A 14107-nucleotide genomic window follows, 5' to 3' on the forward strand; every position below is an offset into this window, starting at 1 on the left:
TTGCCATATCCTTCTGGGAGGTAGCGCCAAGGAGCACCGGAACGGGCTATCCAAAGAACTGCTTCAATAAACTGTTTACAGTTTGCTTCTTTCCCAATGTTAACTCTCTCTTCTGTCCGTAAAAAAGCCAATATCTTCTGCCGTTTGTTTTCATCTAAAAAACTAACTTCATCCTCTTTCCACCATAAATTATTCTCTCTATCTTAACATAAGATCAACACGACCTAAGTTCCTGATTTTTTGACGCAAGCGAAACGCTGCTTGCCGCATTCGCCTACGCTTTTGCCTCAGTGCCTGGCTCAGCCTCGATTGCAACTCATCCAGGTAGTGGCACAGCCGTGTTATCCGGCCAAAGTCGCCTTTGGCAATATCCACAAAACCTTCCCCATCAAACCCGGTGAGGAAAGTTCTCACCCCAGGGTCAAGCGCTATGATTCCCGTTGCCAACGAGCACTGCTCGTTCACAGGTTCAGGGAAGATGGCATACCACCTGTCTTTCACCCGCACTAGCTCAGTTCCATGTGCCCATTCTCTGGGCATCTCCTCGGATGCACGAAACGCCAAACCTCGGGTGAGTTTCGGATACCACGTCCCATTGCGAAAGTTGCCGGCGTTGAATTGCAGCGTATGCGACCTGTCCCGCACACTGCGAAACTTCGCGTCTTTGCTCCGGCGAAACGCCAACCACGCCTCGATGACCGCGTTCTGCTTGATGTGGCAGGGGGCGTCCTTCACCCACCGGGGCAGGTCGGAGTGCAGGATGATGTCCCGCAGCTTTCTGGCCGTTTTTGGGGCACCGTGCTGGCACTGATGGGCAATCGCTTGGTTGTAGCAATACCGGCACGCTGCTTGCCAGTGTTTCCACACCTTAGCCAGAGCGGGTTCGGGATAAATCCTGATCTTCCTGGATTGCGGTTATGACTACGTCACGCTTACGCGATCGGTACTTCCTGAGTCCGCTGAGCCGATGACTGAAGCCGTGCAAAATGGCAAGAATATCCTCAACCCATTCCTGTTGGGGAGAGTGGTCTTGGTGATTGAGAACCACGTTTGCGTCAGCGGAGCGGAGCTCTTTCTCGAACCCGTGTTGACGGCAGTACCAGGCAACAAGCTCAAATCCAAAGCGGCAGAGGCGGTCTTTATAGGCGACCACAAGTGTGCCGACATCTCCTGCACCGATTCGTTCCAGTAGGGCAAGGAACCGTGGTCTTTGGAAGTGGAGACCGCCGCCAATGTCTCCGACCCCTTCGGCTCCAGAATGGAGGCTAACCAATCGAGCAATCTGTCGCTCCAAGTCGGGTTTTTGCGCTCGGCTGATAACTCTGGCGTAGAGAACAATGTGCTTCTGCTTTCCGGGTAACTTGATGTAGCTATCGAGGTCATATCGCCTTGCTCGTCCTGAAGGTGTTCGTACTGCCGACGAGCAACTTCTTTGGGATTTACATATCGCGCCATGCTGAATACTATGTTCAGCATGGTTCAATGTTGCTTGGATTAGAATCCGCTCCTCAGGCAGTGCCCGCCGAGGCACAGTCCTGACCGAGGGTGTGGTCTTTCAACCGCTGCAAAGCGGCAGTCAGGGCTGTGGGCCAGGGATCCGGCTGGCGCAGTTGTCGCACCCCCTGGGGCAGGCGCAGCACAGAAGCGCGGCTGGTGCGGGCAATGGCTTCCAAATCCGGCAAGGGATCCAGCAGCAGCCCTTTTTCCATAACTTTGCGCAAGAGCGGTTCGTAGCCAGGAGGCGGGGGCTCGTCAGCATGGCCCAACAAGTCTCCTTCAGGGCCGCGAAAGATCTGCTTGCGACCGGGAAGGGTGGCTTTGGCAAAGGAAGCTTTGGCCACTGGGATCCCATTGATTTCCACCAATTTGTACACCCCGTTTACGCCTTCTCCAGTTACCAGGCGGGTGCCCACCCCATAACCGCTGATGGGGGCTTGGGAGCGATGCAGGCGCTCGATCTCGTATTCGTCCAAATCCCCACTGACGAACACCGGGGCGCCTTGAGGCAAAATTTGTTTCACCCGGCGAGAGAGATCTTCCAAATCTCCTGAGTCGATGCGCACCCCGCCGATTTCCCCGCGGGATCCCAGTTGATCCGGGCTTCCGGCTGCAAAAAGCTGGGCTGCCGTGCGCGCCCCTTGGATGGGGTCGTAGGTATCGATCAGCAGCGCAGCCTGGGGAAAGTAGCGCCGAAAGGACTGAAAAGCGCGGGTCTCATCTCCCGAAAGAGCGGCAATGGCCATCACCAGGGAATGGGCCATGGTTCCTGCCGGCTTGCGCCCCAATTTCAGGGCTGCCAAGACGTTGGAGGTGGCATTGAACCCTGCCGCCAGAGCCGCCCGGGCTGCCCACAGCCCCGCCTGGGGCCCAAAAGCTCGCCGGGTGCCGAACTCCAGCAAGATGGCCTCATCCCCTGCTGCATCGCGCATACGGGCCGCCTTGGTGGCAATCAGGGTCTGGTAGTTAAAGGTGGACAGCAGATAGGTCTCCACCAGTTGGGCTTGCCAGAGGGGGGCTTCCACCCGCAATAGGGGCTGGTTGGCGAAAATGGCCGTTCCTTCCGGCACCGCCCACATATCCCCCTCAAACCGGCAGCGGGCCAGCAGATCCCAAAAGCGCTCCGGCGCATCGGCGAAAATGCCCGTTTCCCGCAGTGCTCGCAAAGCCTCGGGGGCGAAGCTGAGCTGCTGCAGGTATTCCACCGCCTGGGTGAGCCCCATGGCAATCAGATAGCCATAGTCGGTGGGCAGCCGCCGCACGAACAGCTCAAAGGCAGCGGGCTGAGCCTCTAGCCCTTCCCCCACATAGCAAGCGGCCATGGTGAACTGGTACAGATCGGTTAGCAAGCCATAGTCTTGGGGCTGCAACGACGAGAAATCAGGGCTCAACATGAAAAAACCTCAAGGCAGAAGCCGATGGGGAGCGATGGGATCGAGCAGAGAGCTGTCGCCAAGGTTATAGTGAAACTTACCATAAGTAAGCCTGCCTGTCCGGGATCCACCAGAAGCACCGCAACCCCCGAAAAGCTCGAAAAATCGGTCTCAACAAGACGCCAAATCCAAACTTAGCCGAGAACACAGGCGGCCATCTGGACAAAACCTCTTCCCCAACTTATAGTGAAACCAACCATAAGTACCAGCCCGACTTCCTTTAACCTTAGATCAAGCTTGTGCAAGCCTGGTCAATCCAGCCCCCACCGGGAGAACGCCATGAATGCCACTCTACAGGAGCTAACGGTTGCGGCTCCAGCGGGCCTTCCCCCCCACTTTGATCCGGAGCGGGTGGGAGAGATTTGGCGCGTGCCCTACCAACAGCGGGCAGCAGAAGCCGAGCGCTGGGCCAAGGAGCAAGGGATCCCGCCGGCAGAGGCGGATCGGGTGCGGGTGGGCTTGTTGCTCATTGATGTGCAGAACACCTTTTGCATTCCCGGCTTTGAGCTGTTTGTGGCCGGTTCCAGCGGGTTGGGAGCGGTGGAAGATAATCGCCGGCTTTGTCAGTTCATCTACCGCAATTTGGCTTGCCTCACCCAGATCATTGCCACTCTTGACACCCACACGGCCATGCAGATCTTCCACCCCGTCTTTTGGGTGGACGCACAGGGATCCCATCCTGAGCCGGCCACGGCCATTTCGGCAGCCGATATCCGCTGCGGGCGGTGGCGGGTGAACCCGGCTGTAGCCGCCAGCCTGACCCAAGGGGATCTAACCCGGTTGCAGGTCTACGCTCTGCACTACGCCGAGCAGTTGGAGCAGGGGGGAAAATATCCCCTCATCGTCTGGCCCTACCACTCCATGCTGGGGGGGATTGGCCATGCCCTGGTGCCAGCGGTGGAGGAGGCGATTTTCTTTCACGGCATGGCCCGCTGCAGCCAGCCCAGCCTGCAGCTCAAGGGAGCCAACCCCTTGACGGAGAATTATTCCGTACTCAGCCCGGAGGTCTTGACCGGGCCGGAAGGGGATCCCATCGACGAGAAAAATGAGCTCCTCATCCACCACCTGCTGCAGTTTGATGCGCTGATCGTGGCTGGCCAAGCCAAAAGCCATTGCGTGGCCTGGACGGTGAGCGACCTGCTGCAAGAGATCCAGGCCACGGATCCCAGCTTGGCCAAGAAAGTCTACCTTCTGGAGGACTGCACCTCGCCGGTGGTGATTCCCGGCGTTGTGGATTTCAGCGAACAGGCGGAGGCCGCCTTCGCCCGCTTTGCGGAAGCAGGAATGCACCGAGTGCGCTCCACGGATCCCATCTGGGAGTGGCCTGAGTTTCCCCGGGATCCCAGCTGACCTCCAACATCCGGTATGATGCAGCAGGATCTTCTGCTGGAGCAGCCCTGTGTACGGTCGCGGTAGCGGTGCGGAGCACTCTCACGTCAGCGGTGCGGAGCGCCCTGAAGCCAGTTCTACCGTCTCCAGCAGCCTGCGCCCCCCCAGCGGTGCCCGGGATCTCCTGCCGCGGGAAGTACAACGGCGAGAGAAGCTGGAGGCTCAGCTGACCCGGGTTTTCCGGCGCCATGGCTACCAGCGCATCATCACTCCCACCCTAGAGCGGCTGGAAACGCTGCTGGCGGGGGGATCCATCCGCGCTGAGTCGGTGCTGCAACTGCGGGATGGCGAAGGGACGATGCTGGGGCTGCGCCCCGAGTTCACTGCTTCCATTGTGCGGGCGGCAGCCACCCGTCTAGCCGGTGGGCCTTTGCCGTTGCGGCTCTACTACCACGGCAGCGTTTTTCGCAACAGCCGGCGGGAGGAGGGATCCTACAGTAGCCAGGAGTTTTTTCAGTCCGGAGTGGAGCTGATCGGGGCAGGGGGATGGCTGGCAGATGCCGAGATTCTGCTGCTGCTGGCCGATTGCATTCGCTCGATCGGCATCTCTTCTTGTGTAAACGGGACGGAGGCCGCCTGGACGCTGCTGCTGGGAGATGTCAGCCTCACCGAGAGTTTGCTCAGCGCCGTTGCCCCCACGGCTCAAGCGGCAGTGCGCCGTGCCATTGCCCAGCTCGACTACGTTTACCTGGAATCGGCCCCTCTGCCGGAAGCCGCCCGCCAGATTGGCTTGCAGATTCTGGGGCTGCGGGGCCAGCCCGGCTCAGTTCTTTCTGACCTGGCTCAGTTGCCTGTGCCGCCTGAGCGGCTGCGGGATCTGCGGCAGCTCTGCCAGGTGCTGGAGGAACATGGGGTGCGGGTGGTGCTGGATCTGAGCTTGTTGCAAACCCTGGCCTACTACACCGGTATCGTTTTTCAGGCGGTGGCGAGCGGGGAGGTCATTGCTCTGGGGGGGCGCTACGACCGGCTGTACGCCCTCTACAGCCCTCAGCAGGCCAGTCGCGCTGGCGGCGGCACGGAATCCTCGCAGCCGGGGATTGGCTTTACCCTCCTGCCGGATACGCTGCTGCGGCTCTTGCCCCCCGATCCCCAAACCGAGGAGATGGGCTGCAAACGGTTGGTGGTGCCCCTGGTGCCGGCAGGGATCCCGGCGGCGCTGGCCTTGGCCGCCCGCTGGCGAGAAGAGTGCACCGCACCGCTGACGCGAACGGAGGCGGTGGAGCTGGAATTGCTGGATCGGGCCCCTGAAGAGATCGAAGCCTATGCCCGCCAATGTCGGATCCCGGAGATCGCCTGGGTACAGGCTGACGGCAGCTACCACATCACCCACCCAGACTGTTCGCGCTAGCGGGACGGAGTCCTTCGTTGGCCAGGTTGACTTCCCAACAGAGGCGTGGCTGCACCGATTGCAGCAGTTGTTGGCGAATGCGTTCCAATTGCCGGATGGCACCCCGTACCCCTGACGCGAGCGGCTGACGGGATCCCTGTGCCCAGAAATGCTGCTGCAAATAATCGATCAGCCACAGTTGGGTCGGCAGCTCCAAACCGGCCACCGCCCTGCCCAATTCCAACGCCTGCTGGAGAGAAGAGTGCCAGGGCCAACGTTTGAGTTCCTCAAGGAGCGACGGCGGGATCTGCCGTAGGTGCTGGTGGGCCAGCAGTGCCAAGCCGGGGCTGCCCTGGGCCAAGGCAATCAGCTCGGATCGAGGGATCCCTGCCAGATCTGGGCAACCCAACCCACTCAGCACCCGGTCGACCTCTTCTGGGCTGAGGCGGCGAAAAGGCACCATCTGGCAGCGGGACAACAGCGTCGGCAACAGCGAGGCCGCCTGGGGGGCGATGAGAACAATGTGGGCCGGGCCGGGCTCTTCCAGAGTTTTCAACAAAGCATTGGCAGCGCTTTCCGCCAAGGTTTCGGCTCCCTCCAGCACCACCACCGCTCCCGATAGCGGGGCGGAGCCCTTTCGCTGGGCTCGAATCGGCTTGCGGGCACAGAAGCGGGATACCCCCTGCACCTGCTCCAGGCGAATTTGGGGCGGCGCGCGCCGTTGCAAGGTTTGCGCCTCCGGGGAGTCTGCCGCGATCAGGCGGCCTTGGTGCAGGTAGGTGGGGCTGACCCAGTGGAGATTGGGATGGTTGCCCGCCAGCAGCCAATGGCAGTGGGAGCACTTGCCGCAAGGGATCCCGGAGCTGGATTCGCACAAGAGGGCCTGGGCAAACCAACGGGCCATCAGCTTCCGCCCCACCCCTTGGGGGCCCAAGAAGCAGTAGCTGGAAGTCACCCGCCCCTTCTCCAGGGCCGCCACGAGCAGCCGTGCCGCCATCTCCTGTCCGACAATGTGCTGCGGAGGCAAGACCTTCACCCGGTCAGCGGTCTCGGCGGCTGCAACTCCATTCGCGCTACTCGGACAGAGTCGTTGCATCATCTCAGCAGGAGAGGACGAGTTGACCTTCTTCCTGCCCTAAAGGGCAAGAATTCCTTCTAGGTCGCAGGATGATTCCTACTTCCTGGGCTACACCGCCCTTGCCAATGATGAGGGATGCCATGACCCCAACCACTGGGATGAACTCCCAGATACTTTCCCTGCTGACACTGCGCCCTATTCAAGTTGGCGGAGTTCAACCGGCACCATAACACAAAGCCGCCCTCAAGGGCGGAGCGCTAAACCCAGTTTTTTTGGTCAACCGTTGGCAGAAGCTGGCAGAAAATGTTTGCGAAAATACTGCAGCGTCTCCGGTCGCAATAACCCCCGCTCCACCAAGGGATCCCCCCAGTGGGGCGAAGATTCATCCATCGGTGGCAAGGACTCCAGCACTTCAGCAGCCAACAAGTCGGCAGCCTTGAGGAACTCTCCCACCGTGCGGCACCCCGACAAACGGGCAGAATACCCCCCATCCGCAAAGAACTTGATCGTGGTTGCCTTCAGGCCGGTACACTCGCCGATGACCGCGGTCAGCTTGCCCCCCGACTGTTGCCAGCGGCTGAGGATGTCTTGGATCTGGGGCCGATCCAGCAGGCCCGCCGCCTGTAAGTTTTGGAACAGATGCCTGGCCCATGGGGTGAGTTCTGCCAACAAGGGATCCGTCGGCGTATCCTCAGGAGTGTCGGCGTCGGTCTCGGGTTCCTCCGGTCTCCCCGTAAGGACTGCGTTTCGCTCACGCAAGCGTGCTGGCCCATCTTTGGCGGTTGAGCCAGAGAAGTTGGCTGCTCTCAACTGAGCCTGCGCTGCCTCGGCGATCAGCTTTTGCTGTTCGTAACTCACCTGCAGCAGACGGTTGCGATTCTGCTCAATCTTGAGATTCTCTTGCAGGGACTCCAGGCTCTGCCGATAGGCCGCCAGCAGCTCTCGCGCGTCTCGCAGTTCCACCGTCAAGTTGGCCTGCTGCTGTTGAAGGGCGCTGAGGCGGGATCCCGTGGTTTTCAGTTGTTGTTGAGCTTGCTCCAAGGCTTCTTGGCGGGCTTGCAGGGATCCCTCCAGTTGGACAATGCGCTGGTCGGCTTCGGCCTGTTCTGTCCTGAGCTGAAGGATCAGGGCTTGGCTCTGCTGTAGTTGCTCCTCCAGTTGGGCAATGTGCGCTTCGTAGTCACGGTTGGCTGCCATCAGCCGCGCCATTTCCGCTTGCAGTTGTTGTAGCTGCACCTGTAAGCTTTCCACCTGCTCTGGGGGAACATAGCCGGAAAGCCGCGCCATTTGGGCCTCGTGCTCTTGCTGTAACTGAGCGTAGCGCTCTTGCCACATCTGCAAAGCGGCCCTCAGCTCCGCAATCTGTTGCTCCAAGGCGGCAACCTGCTCTGGCCAGAAGGAATCCAGATGCCGGGATAGAGCAGCCTCTGACTCTGCAGCTTGCTGGGCAAGTTGGGCCTGCAACTGATCCCGCTCCGATCGGAGCTGCTGGATTTGATGAAGCGCTGCCTCCAATTGGGCGCGTAGGTCAGCCACAACGCTGCTGGGCACCGAGTCCAACTGGCGTTTCTGCAGAATCTGGATTTGCTCTTGCAACTGCTCCAGTTCCGACTGATAGCAATCTCGCTGGGTTTGCAACTGCCGCTGCGCCTTCTGCTCGGCAGCGCGGGCAAGGGCCAGCTCCGTTTCTAGACGTTGCAGTTGTTCCCGCCAAACCCGCAAATCCTGCTGCAGCGTAGCCTGGTGCTGGAGCTCCGCCTGCTGGAGACGAATGGTGGCTTCCAGTTTTTGAATGCGCTGCTGATACTGGTTTTGAAAATCGGCAATCTGCTGGTTCATGTTGGCCAGGATCCGATCCCATTCCTGTTCCTGGAGCTCGATTTGTAGCTGCAAGGCTTCCACTTGCTTGCGGTAGTCGGCCAAGGTGGCCGGTTGAGGCTCATCGGCAAAGGGATCCGAGGCCGCCGCAGCCAATGTTCCAGGGATGGGATCTCCCCCAACTGCGGATTCGAGACTCGATGGCTGAATTGTTCCCTCGCAAGGGATCTTGGCCTCTTCGGGTACAGCCAAATCCTGGGCCAGAGCTTCTCGGCCAGGAGTTGCCGCTCTTTGGGGGGTAAGCTGAACCTCGGGTTTGGGATCCCTGGCCAAAAAAGGCTGCAGCGCCTCCCACGCATTGGGGGAAGCCATCCGCTGCAGTTGCACCTGGACATCCAAGGCGCGATCCAAAATGGCGGGCTGTACCCAACCTTTCCAGGTGAGGATTTCCCCCAATTTCCGCCCATAGCGACGCTGTTGAGCCAGAGCAACCCGCAATTGCTCGAAATCCAAATGGCCCAGCGCCACCAAAATCTCTCCTAGAGAAAGGGACTGGCTGGGCAGGAAGCGGTAGAGATCAGCCAGAGTGAGCCAGCCGCGCTCGAGACACACTTCTCCCAACTTGAGGTGGTTTTGCTGTTGCTCTCGCAGAGCCTGAGCCAACTGGGATTGGGAGATCAGACCCGCCCGCAGCAAACGCTGTCCCAGCGGTAAGCTCGACTCAGCCCAGTCGGCAGCAGCACCCTTCCCTTCCAGAAAGGGGAATGGGGTAGAACCGCTCTGGGAGGAAGAGGAGCGCGGAGGCATCAGAAAGGTTCCCAGCTCAGGACTATATTTGTTGTTGCTGTACTCTAGCCTATTGCTCCACAGGATAGAGCATAAAGAGATGACAACGCCACATTGCCGTATTGGCATTGTGGTCGTTTCAGGTTAGGGTGAGATGCCTGGGCTGTTGAGAAAAGCCTTTGGCCGGGGGCATTATGGCTCCGCAACGCTGACGCGACAACGCGACCGACGTTTTAGGCGTGGGCGCAGTGTCCTAGTTTGAATTGATGATTTGAATTGATGAATTGAAATGGCCATAATCGGAATGGCCATAATTGTGGACATAACTGACAGACATCAATGTTGGCTCTAAAGCCAACTCACTTTCTTCCTGCTTGAGAGAGAAGTCAAGCTCACCTGGCCCCTCTCGGGAGCGCTGCACCGGCAAGGCAAAGGAAATTGGGTCGCCAAAATCCGGCTTCTCCCTTGCCCACTAACCCGTGGGATCCAACCGCATCAACACCTGCCCAAACTCCACCGATTGCCCATTGCTCACCAAAATCTCGGTCACCACACCTGCCGTTTCAGCCTCGATTTCGTTCATCAGCTTCATGGCTTCGATGATGCACAGGGTTTGGCCCTTGTTCACCCGTTGGCCGACCCGCACAAAGTCAGGTTCACCTGGAGCCGGGGCACTGTAGAAGGTGCCCACCATCGGCGCCGTCACGTCTATCCAATGGCTGGGGGTGGATTTAGGGGCAGCGGGAGGAGAGGGTGCTTCTACAGGAGCGGGAGGGGGAGGTGCGGGGGAGACAGCAGCCGGACTGGTGGGGGTGGGGGAAAGCTCAGCCGGGATCCCTTTGCGCAAGGTGAGGCGAAAATCTTTGAACTCCAGAGTTAGCTCGGTAACATCGCTCTCTTGCAGAGCGGCCAGAAGAAGCCGAATTTCCTGCCAATTGACGACATCCAAGGGAAAGTTCACTCCTGATGCATCACCTGTCCACAACGGAAATCCATAACCGGATAAGGAGAAGGAGAACTTACTCCCGGCCCAGATAGGTGTCGGTGCGGGTATCGACCCGAATCCGTTCCCCCACCTTGATGAACAAAGGCACCTGGATCTCGGCACCGGTCTCCAGCTTGGCCGGCTTGGTTCCCCCGGTTGCGGTATCTCCCTTCACCCCTGGATCTGTTTCCACCACTTCTAGAACGACCGTGTTGGGCAATTCCACATCGATCACCTGCCCATTCCAGCGCAGGATTGACACTTGCATGTTTTCTTTCAGATATTTCACGGCGGAGCCAATTTGGGCGGCGGTAATTGGAGCCTGCTCATAGGTCTCCATGTCCATAAACACCAAGTTGTCCCCTTCCGCGTAGAGATACTGCATCTCGACTTTTTCGATGGTGGCTGCGGGCAGGGTTTCACCGGCGCGGAAGGTTTTCTCCACAACGTTGCCAGTCTGCATGTTTTTGAGCTTAGTGCGCACAAAGGCTGCCCCCTTGCCGGGTTTCACATGCAGGAACTCGATCACCTTGTAGGGAGCTCCGTCAATTTCTACAGAGACGCCAGGGCGCAAATCGTTGCTTGAGATCATGTCAGCAGAGGGATCCGTTGCTTAGACTTCCCAATCTTACCGTGACGATGGGGCACTCCGTTCGCGCTGGGGAGGCGGAGTCCGATTCAGCCCTCTGAGATCAATCGGGGGCTGGCGACCGTAGAGGGGCAGCACCTCCTGCCACTGAGGGCGCAATCCGGCCCGAAAATCGGCGCGGGCCAATTCTGCCAACGCCACCACAGGTGCAGGATCCACAAAATCGGCGGCATTCACGGATAGAGCTTGCGGCCACTGTCGGAGAGTTGCCTGCCAAGCCTCTTCCTCCCAGAGCCGATCGGCCACTTCTGCAGCGACACCCTCTTCTGTCACCCGATACACGCCGCCATACCACTCTTCTCGTTTGGCGTCCATCTGCACCGCCACCGTCAAGGGCTGTGCCGGGGATCCCTGCCAGATCCACACATGGCGGGCTAGGACGGCCAAAGCCGAGTAGCCGAACACGGGGATGCGCAGTTGCTGGCCCAGCAGGCGGGCTACACTCACCCCCAAACGGCTGCCCGTAAAGCTGCCCGGCCCCAAAGCCACAGCGATCCCGGCTACCTGTGACCAAGCCTGACGGGCCAAGAAGTCTCTCAAGCAGGGGTGCAACTGCGCTGCCATCTCCCGATCCAGCCACCAGCTCTGGCTGCGGGGTTCTCCCAGCCCCGGCTCCAACGGCAGCAGGGCCAGGCCCAAAACGGGTGTGGTGGTGTGGATCCCTAACATCCACCGAGGGGCGGACACGATCTTTCTCCCTCCTTTTTGTATTGGGTGGTTGACGAAACTTAACGGATGTTTTAAGGTTAGGGTGTCAATCTTCGCACTTCCTCAGGGAAGTTTGTTCTCATGACTACTGTTATCCAACGTCGCTCAACCAGCAACGTGTGGGAGCAGTTCTGCGAGTGGGTCACCTCCACCGACAACCGCCTTTACATTGGCTGGTTCGGGGTGCTGATGATTCCCACCCTGCTGACTGCCACCACCTGCTTCATCATCGCCTTCATCGGGGCTCCGCCTGTGGACATCGACGGGATTCGCGAGCCTGTTTCTGGTTCTTTGCTGTACGGCAACAACATCATTTCTGGGGCTGTGGTGCCCTCTTCAGCAGCCATTGGCCTGCACTTTTATCCGATTTGGGAAGCCGCCTCACTGGACGAGTGGCTGTACAACGGCGGCCCCTACCAACTGATTGTGCTGCACTTTTTGATTGGGGTGTTCTGCTACATGGGCCGCGAGTGGGAGCTGAGCTACCGGCTGGGGATGCGTCCCTGGATTGCGGTGGCCTACTCGGCGCCGGTGGCAGCGGCCACAGCAGTGTTTTTGATTTACCCGATTGGGCAGGGGTCGTTTTCGGACGGGATGCCCTTGGGGATTTCGGGCACCTTCAACTTCATGCTGGTGTTTCAAGCGGAGCACAACATCCTGATGCACCCGTTCCACCAGTTGGGGGTGGCCGGCGTGTTTGGTGGGGCGTTGTTTAGCGCCATGCACGGGTCGCTGGTGACCTCCACCCTGATTCGGGAGACCTCGGAAGAGGAGTCCCAGAACCTGGGGTACAAGTTTGGGCAAGAGGAAGAGACCTACAACATTGTGGCGGCGCACGGGTATTTTGGCCGGTTGATTTTCCAGTATGCGTCGTTCAACAACAGCCGGAGCCTGCACTTTTTCCTGGCGGCGTGGCCGGTGGTGGGGATCTGGTTTACGGCGCTGGGGATCAGCATTATGGCGTTCAACCTGAACGGGTTCAACTTCAACCAATCGATTGTGGACAGCAACGGTCGAGTGGTGGGGACCTGGGCAGACGTGTTGAACCGTGCCAACCTGGGGATGGAAGTGATGCACGAGCGGAATGCGCACAATTTCCCGCTGGACTTGGCGGCGGTGGAAGTGGCGCCTGCGGTGCGTGGCTGATGGTCTGACCTGACGGCTTGACAAAAGCAGACGATCCCCTGGCCAATGCCGGGGGGTCTTTTTCTTTTTTTCTGCAGCAATCTTGCCTGGAGCTTTTCTGGGGTTAAATTGGGGCCATTGCCTCTGTGACTTAGGAACATGGCAATTATTTCTTCTCGAGATGCAGGCCAGAACGCTGAGAGCCCCAAGCGGCGGCAGCAAAAGTCTTCAGCCTGGAGAAAAGAAAGCGAGGAGTTGAGCCTTGCCGGGGAAAGGGAAGCGGATCCCTCTGCCCTGTTGCAGCCGCAAGCCCACCTCGGTGAAGCCCAGGAAGAATCGCTTCGCCCGCGCACTCTGGCGGAATACATCGGCCAGACGGAACTTAAGGAAGTGCTTTCCATTGCCATTGCAGCGGCCCGCGCTCGCCAAGAGCCCTTGGATCACCTGCTGTTCTACGGCCCGCCCGGCTTAGGCAAAACCACGGTGGCGGCAGTGCTGGCGGCAGAAATGGGATCCCAGTTCTACATGACCACCGCGCCGGCTTTGGAGAGCCCCCGCGACATTGCCGGGTATTTGGTGCGCTTGAAGCGGGGGGATGTGTTGTTTATTGACGAGATCCACCGCCTGCCCAAGGTTACAGAAGAATTGCTCTATCCGGCGATGGAGGATTTTCGTCTTGATATCACCATTGGCAAAGGTCGCTCTGCCCGCATCACCTCTCTGCCCTTGGAACGCTTTACCCTCATCGGGGCCACAACCCGCATTGGCGCCCTCACTTCTCCGCTGCGGGATCGCTTTGGCCATGTGCAACGGCTGCGCTTTTACGAGCCTCACGAGCTGGTGCAGATCGTGCTGCGCACGGCTCGCCTCTTGAATGTCTCCACCGATCCAGAAGGGGCTGCAGAGATCGCCCGCCGTTCTCGGGGCACACCCCGCATTGCCAACCGCCTGTTCAAGCGGGTGCGAGATTACGCCCAGGTGCGAGGGGACGGCCACATTAGCCGAGAAGTGGCAGCAGCCGCTCTGGAGCTGTTCCAGGTGGATCCTATGGGGCTGGATTGGACAGATCGCAAGCTTCTGACGGTGCTGGTGGAGCAGTTCGGTGGAGGGCCGGTTGGCTTGGAGACGATGGCCGCGGTGACGGGTGAGGATCCCCAAACCATTGAAGAAGTGTATGAGCCTTATCTGTTGCAGATCGGCTACTTGCAGCGTACACCCCGTGGCCGAGTGGTCACTCCCGCTGCGCTACGGCATTTGGGCTATGAAGCCCAATCCCCCCTGCCTTTGTGGAGCTAACTCGTCTCTCCCCTCA

11 protein-coding genes and 1 pseudogene are annotated in these 14107 nt (G+C 59.4%); 4 read left to right on the forward strand and 8 right to left on the reverse strand.

Going from position 1 to position 14107, the window contains the following annotated elements:
- The 3 genes and pseudogenes from NW870_RS03220 to NW870_RS03230 form a co-directional block, all read right to left on the reverse strand.
- Nucleotides 1–134: transposase (locus NW870_RS03220; RefSeq protein ID WP_414373953.1), on the reverse strand; the 134-nt coding region annotated here is incomplete at its 3' end.
- A gap of 734 nt (nt 135–868) precedes the next feature.
- A pseudogene (locus NW870_RS03225) lies at nt 869–1435 on the reverse strand (IS607 family transposase); the annotation flags it as partial.
- A gap of 73 nt (nt 1436–1508) precedes the next feature.
- A complete protein-coding gene (locus NW870_RS03230; protein WP_414373876.1) occupies nt 1509–2891 on the reverse strand; it encodes a nicotinate phosphoribosyltransferase in 1383 nt (460 codons plus the stop codon).
- A 318-nt stretch (nt 2892–3209) separates the two neighbouring features.
- Between NW870_RS03230 and NW870_RS03235 the strand changes: the two genes are divergently transcribed.
- On the forward strand, nt 3210–4280 hold the full coding sequence (locus NW870_RS03235; protein WP_414373878.1) for an isochorismatase: 1071 nt from the start codon (nt 3210–3212) through the stop codon (nt 4278–4280).
- Nucleotides 4281–4329: 49 nt separating this feature from the next.
- A complete protein-coding gene (locus tag NW870_RS03240; protein WP_414373879.1) occupies nt 4330–5667 on the forward strand; it encodes an ATP phosphoribosyltransferase regulatory subunit in 1338 nt (445 codons plus the stop codon).
- Here NW870_RS03240 and NW870_RS03245 read toward each other — a convergent pair.
- The 5 genes from NW870_RS03245 to tsaB all read right to left on the reverse strand — a co-directional run bounded on the left by NW870_RS03245 (nt 5642) and on the right by tsaB (nt 11649).
- Nucleotides 5642–6745 (reverse strand): DNA polymerase III subunit delta', encoded by a 1104-nt coding sequence (locus NW870_RS03245; RefSeq protein WP_414373880.1) that lies wholly within the window; start codon nt 6743–6745, stop codon nt 5642–5644. The genes NW870_RS03240 and NW870_RS03245 overlap by 26 nt on opposite strands.
- 255 nt (nt 6746–7000) lie before the next feature.
- Complete coding sequence (locus tag NW870_RS03250) at nt 7001–9349, reverse strand: hypothetical protein (RefSeq protein ID WP_414373881.1); 2349 nt, start codon at nt 9347–9349, stop codon at nt 7001–7003.
- Between the two features lie 451 nt (nt 9350–9800).
- On the reverse strand, nt 9801–10277 hold the full coding sequence (gene accB / locus NW870_RS03255) for an acetyl-CoA carboxylase biotin carboxyl carrier protein (protein ID WP_414357898.1): 477 nt from the start codon (nt 10275–10277) through the stop codon (nt 9801–9803).
- Nucleotides 10278–10347: 70 nt separating this feature from the next.
- On the reverse strand, nt 10348–10905 hold the full coding sequence (gene efp / locus NW870_RS03260; protein WP_414335241.1) for an elongation factor P: 558 nt from the start codon (nt 10903–10905) through the stop codon (nt 10348–10350).
- Between the two features lie 36 nt (nt 10906–10941).
- Nucleotides 10942–11649: a tRNA (adenosine(37)-N6)-threonylcarbamoyltransferase complex dimerization subunit type 1 TsaB gene (gene tsaB / locus NW870_RS03265; RefSeq protein ID WP_414357897.1), complete on the reverse strand. Its 708-nt coding sequence runs from the start codon at nt 11647–11649 to the stop codon at nt 10942–10944.
- Nucleotides 11650–11751: 102 nt separating this feature from the next.
- Between tsaB and psbA the strand changes: the two genes are divergently transcribed.
- Nucleotides 11752–12816 (forward strand): photosystem II q(b) protein, encoded by a 1065-nt coding sequence (psbA, locus tag NW870_RS03270; protein WP_414351839.1) that lies wholly within the window; start codon nt 11752–11754, stop codon nt 12814–12816.
- 138 nt (nt 12817–12954) lie between these two features.
- Nucleotides 12955–14091 carry a Holliday junction branch migration DNA helicase RuvB gene (gene ruvB / locus NW870_RS03275; RefSeq protein ID WP_414355682.1) on the forward strand — a complete coding sequence of 379 codons (1137 nt, stop codon included), beginning with the start codon at nt 12955–12957 and terminating at the stop codon, nt 14089–14091.
- Nucleotides 14092–14107 lie beyond the last annotated feature (16 nt).

The organism is Synechococcus sp. R50.1, assembly GCF_047462115.1.
Taxonomy (GTDB): domain Bacteria; phylum Cyanobacteriota; class Cyanobacteriia; order Thermostichales; family Thermostichaceae; genus Thermostichus.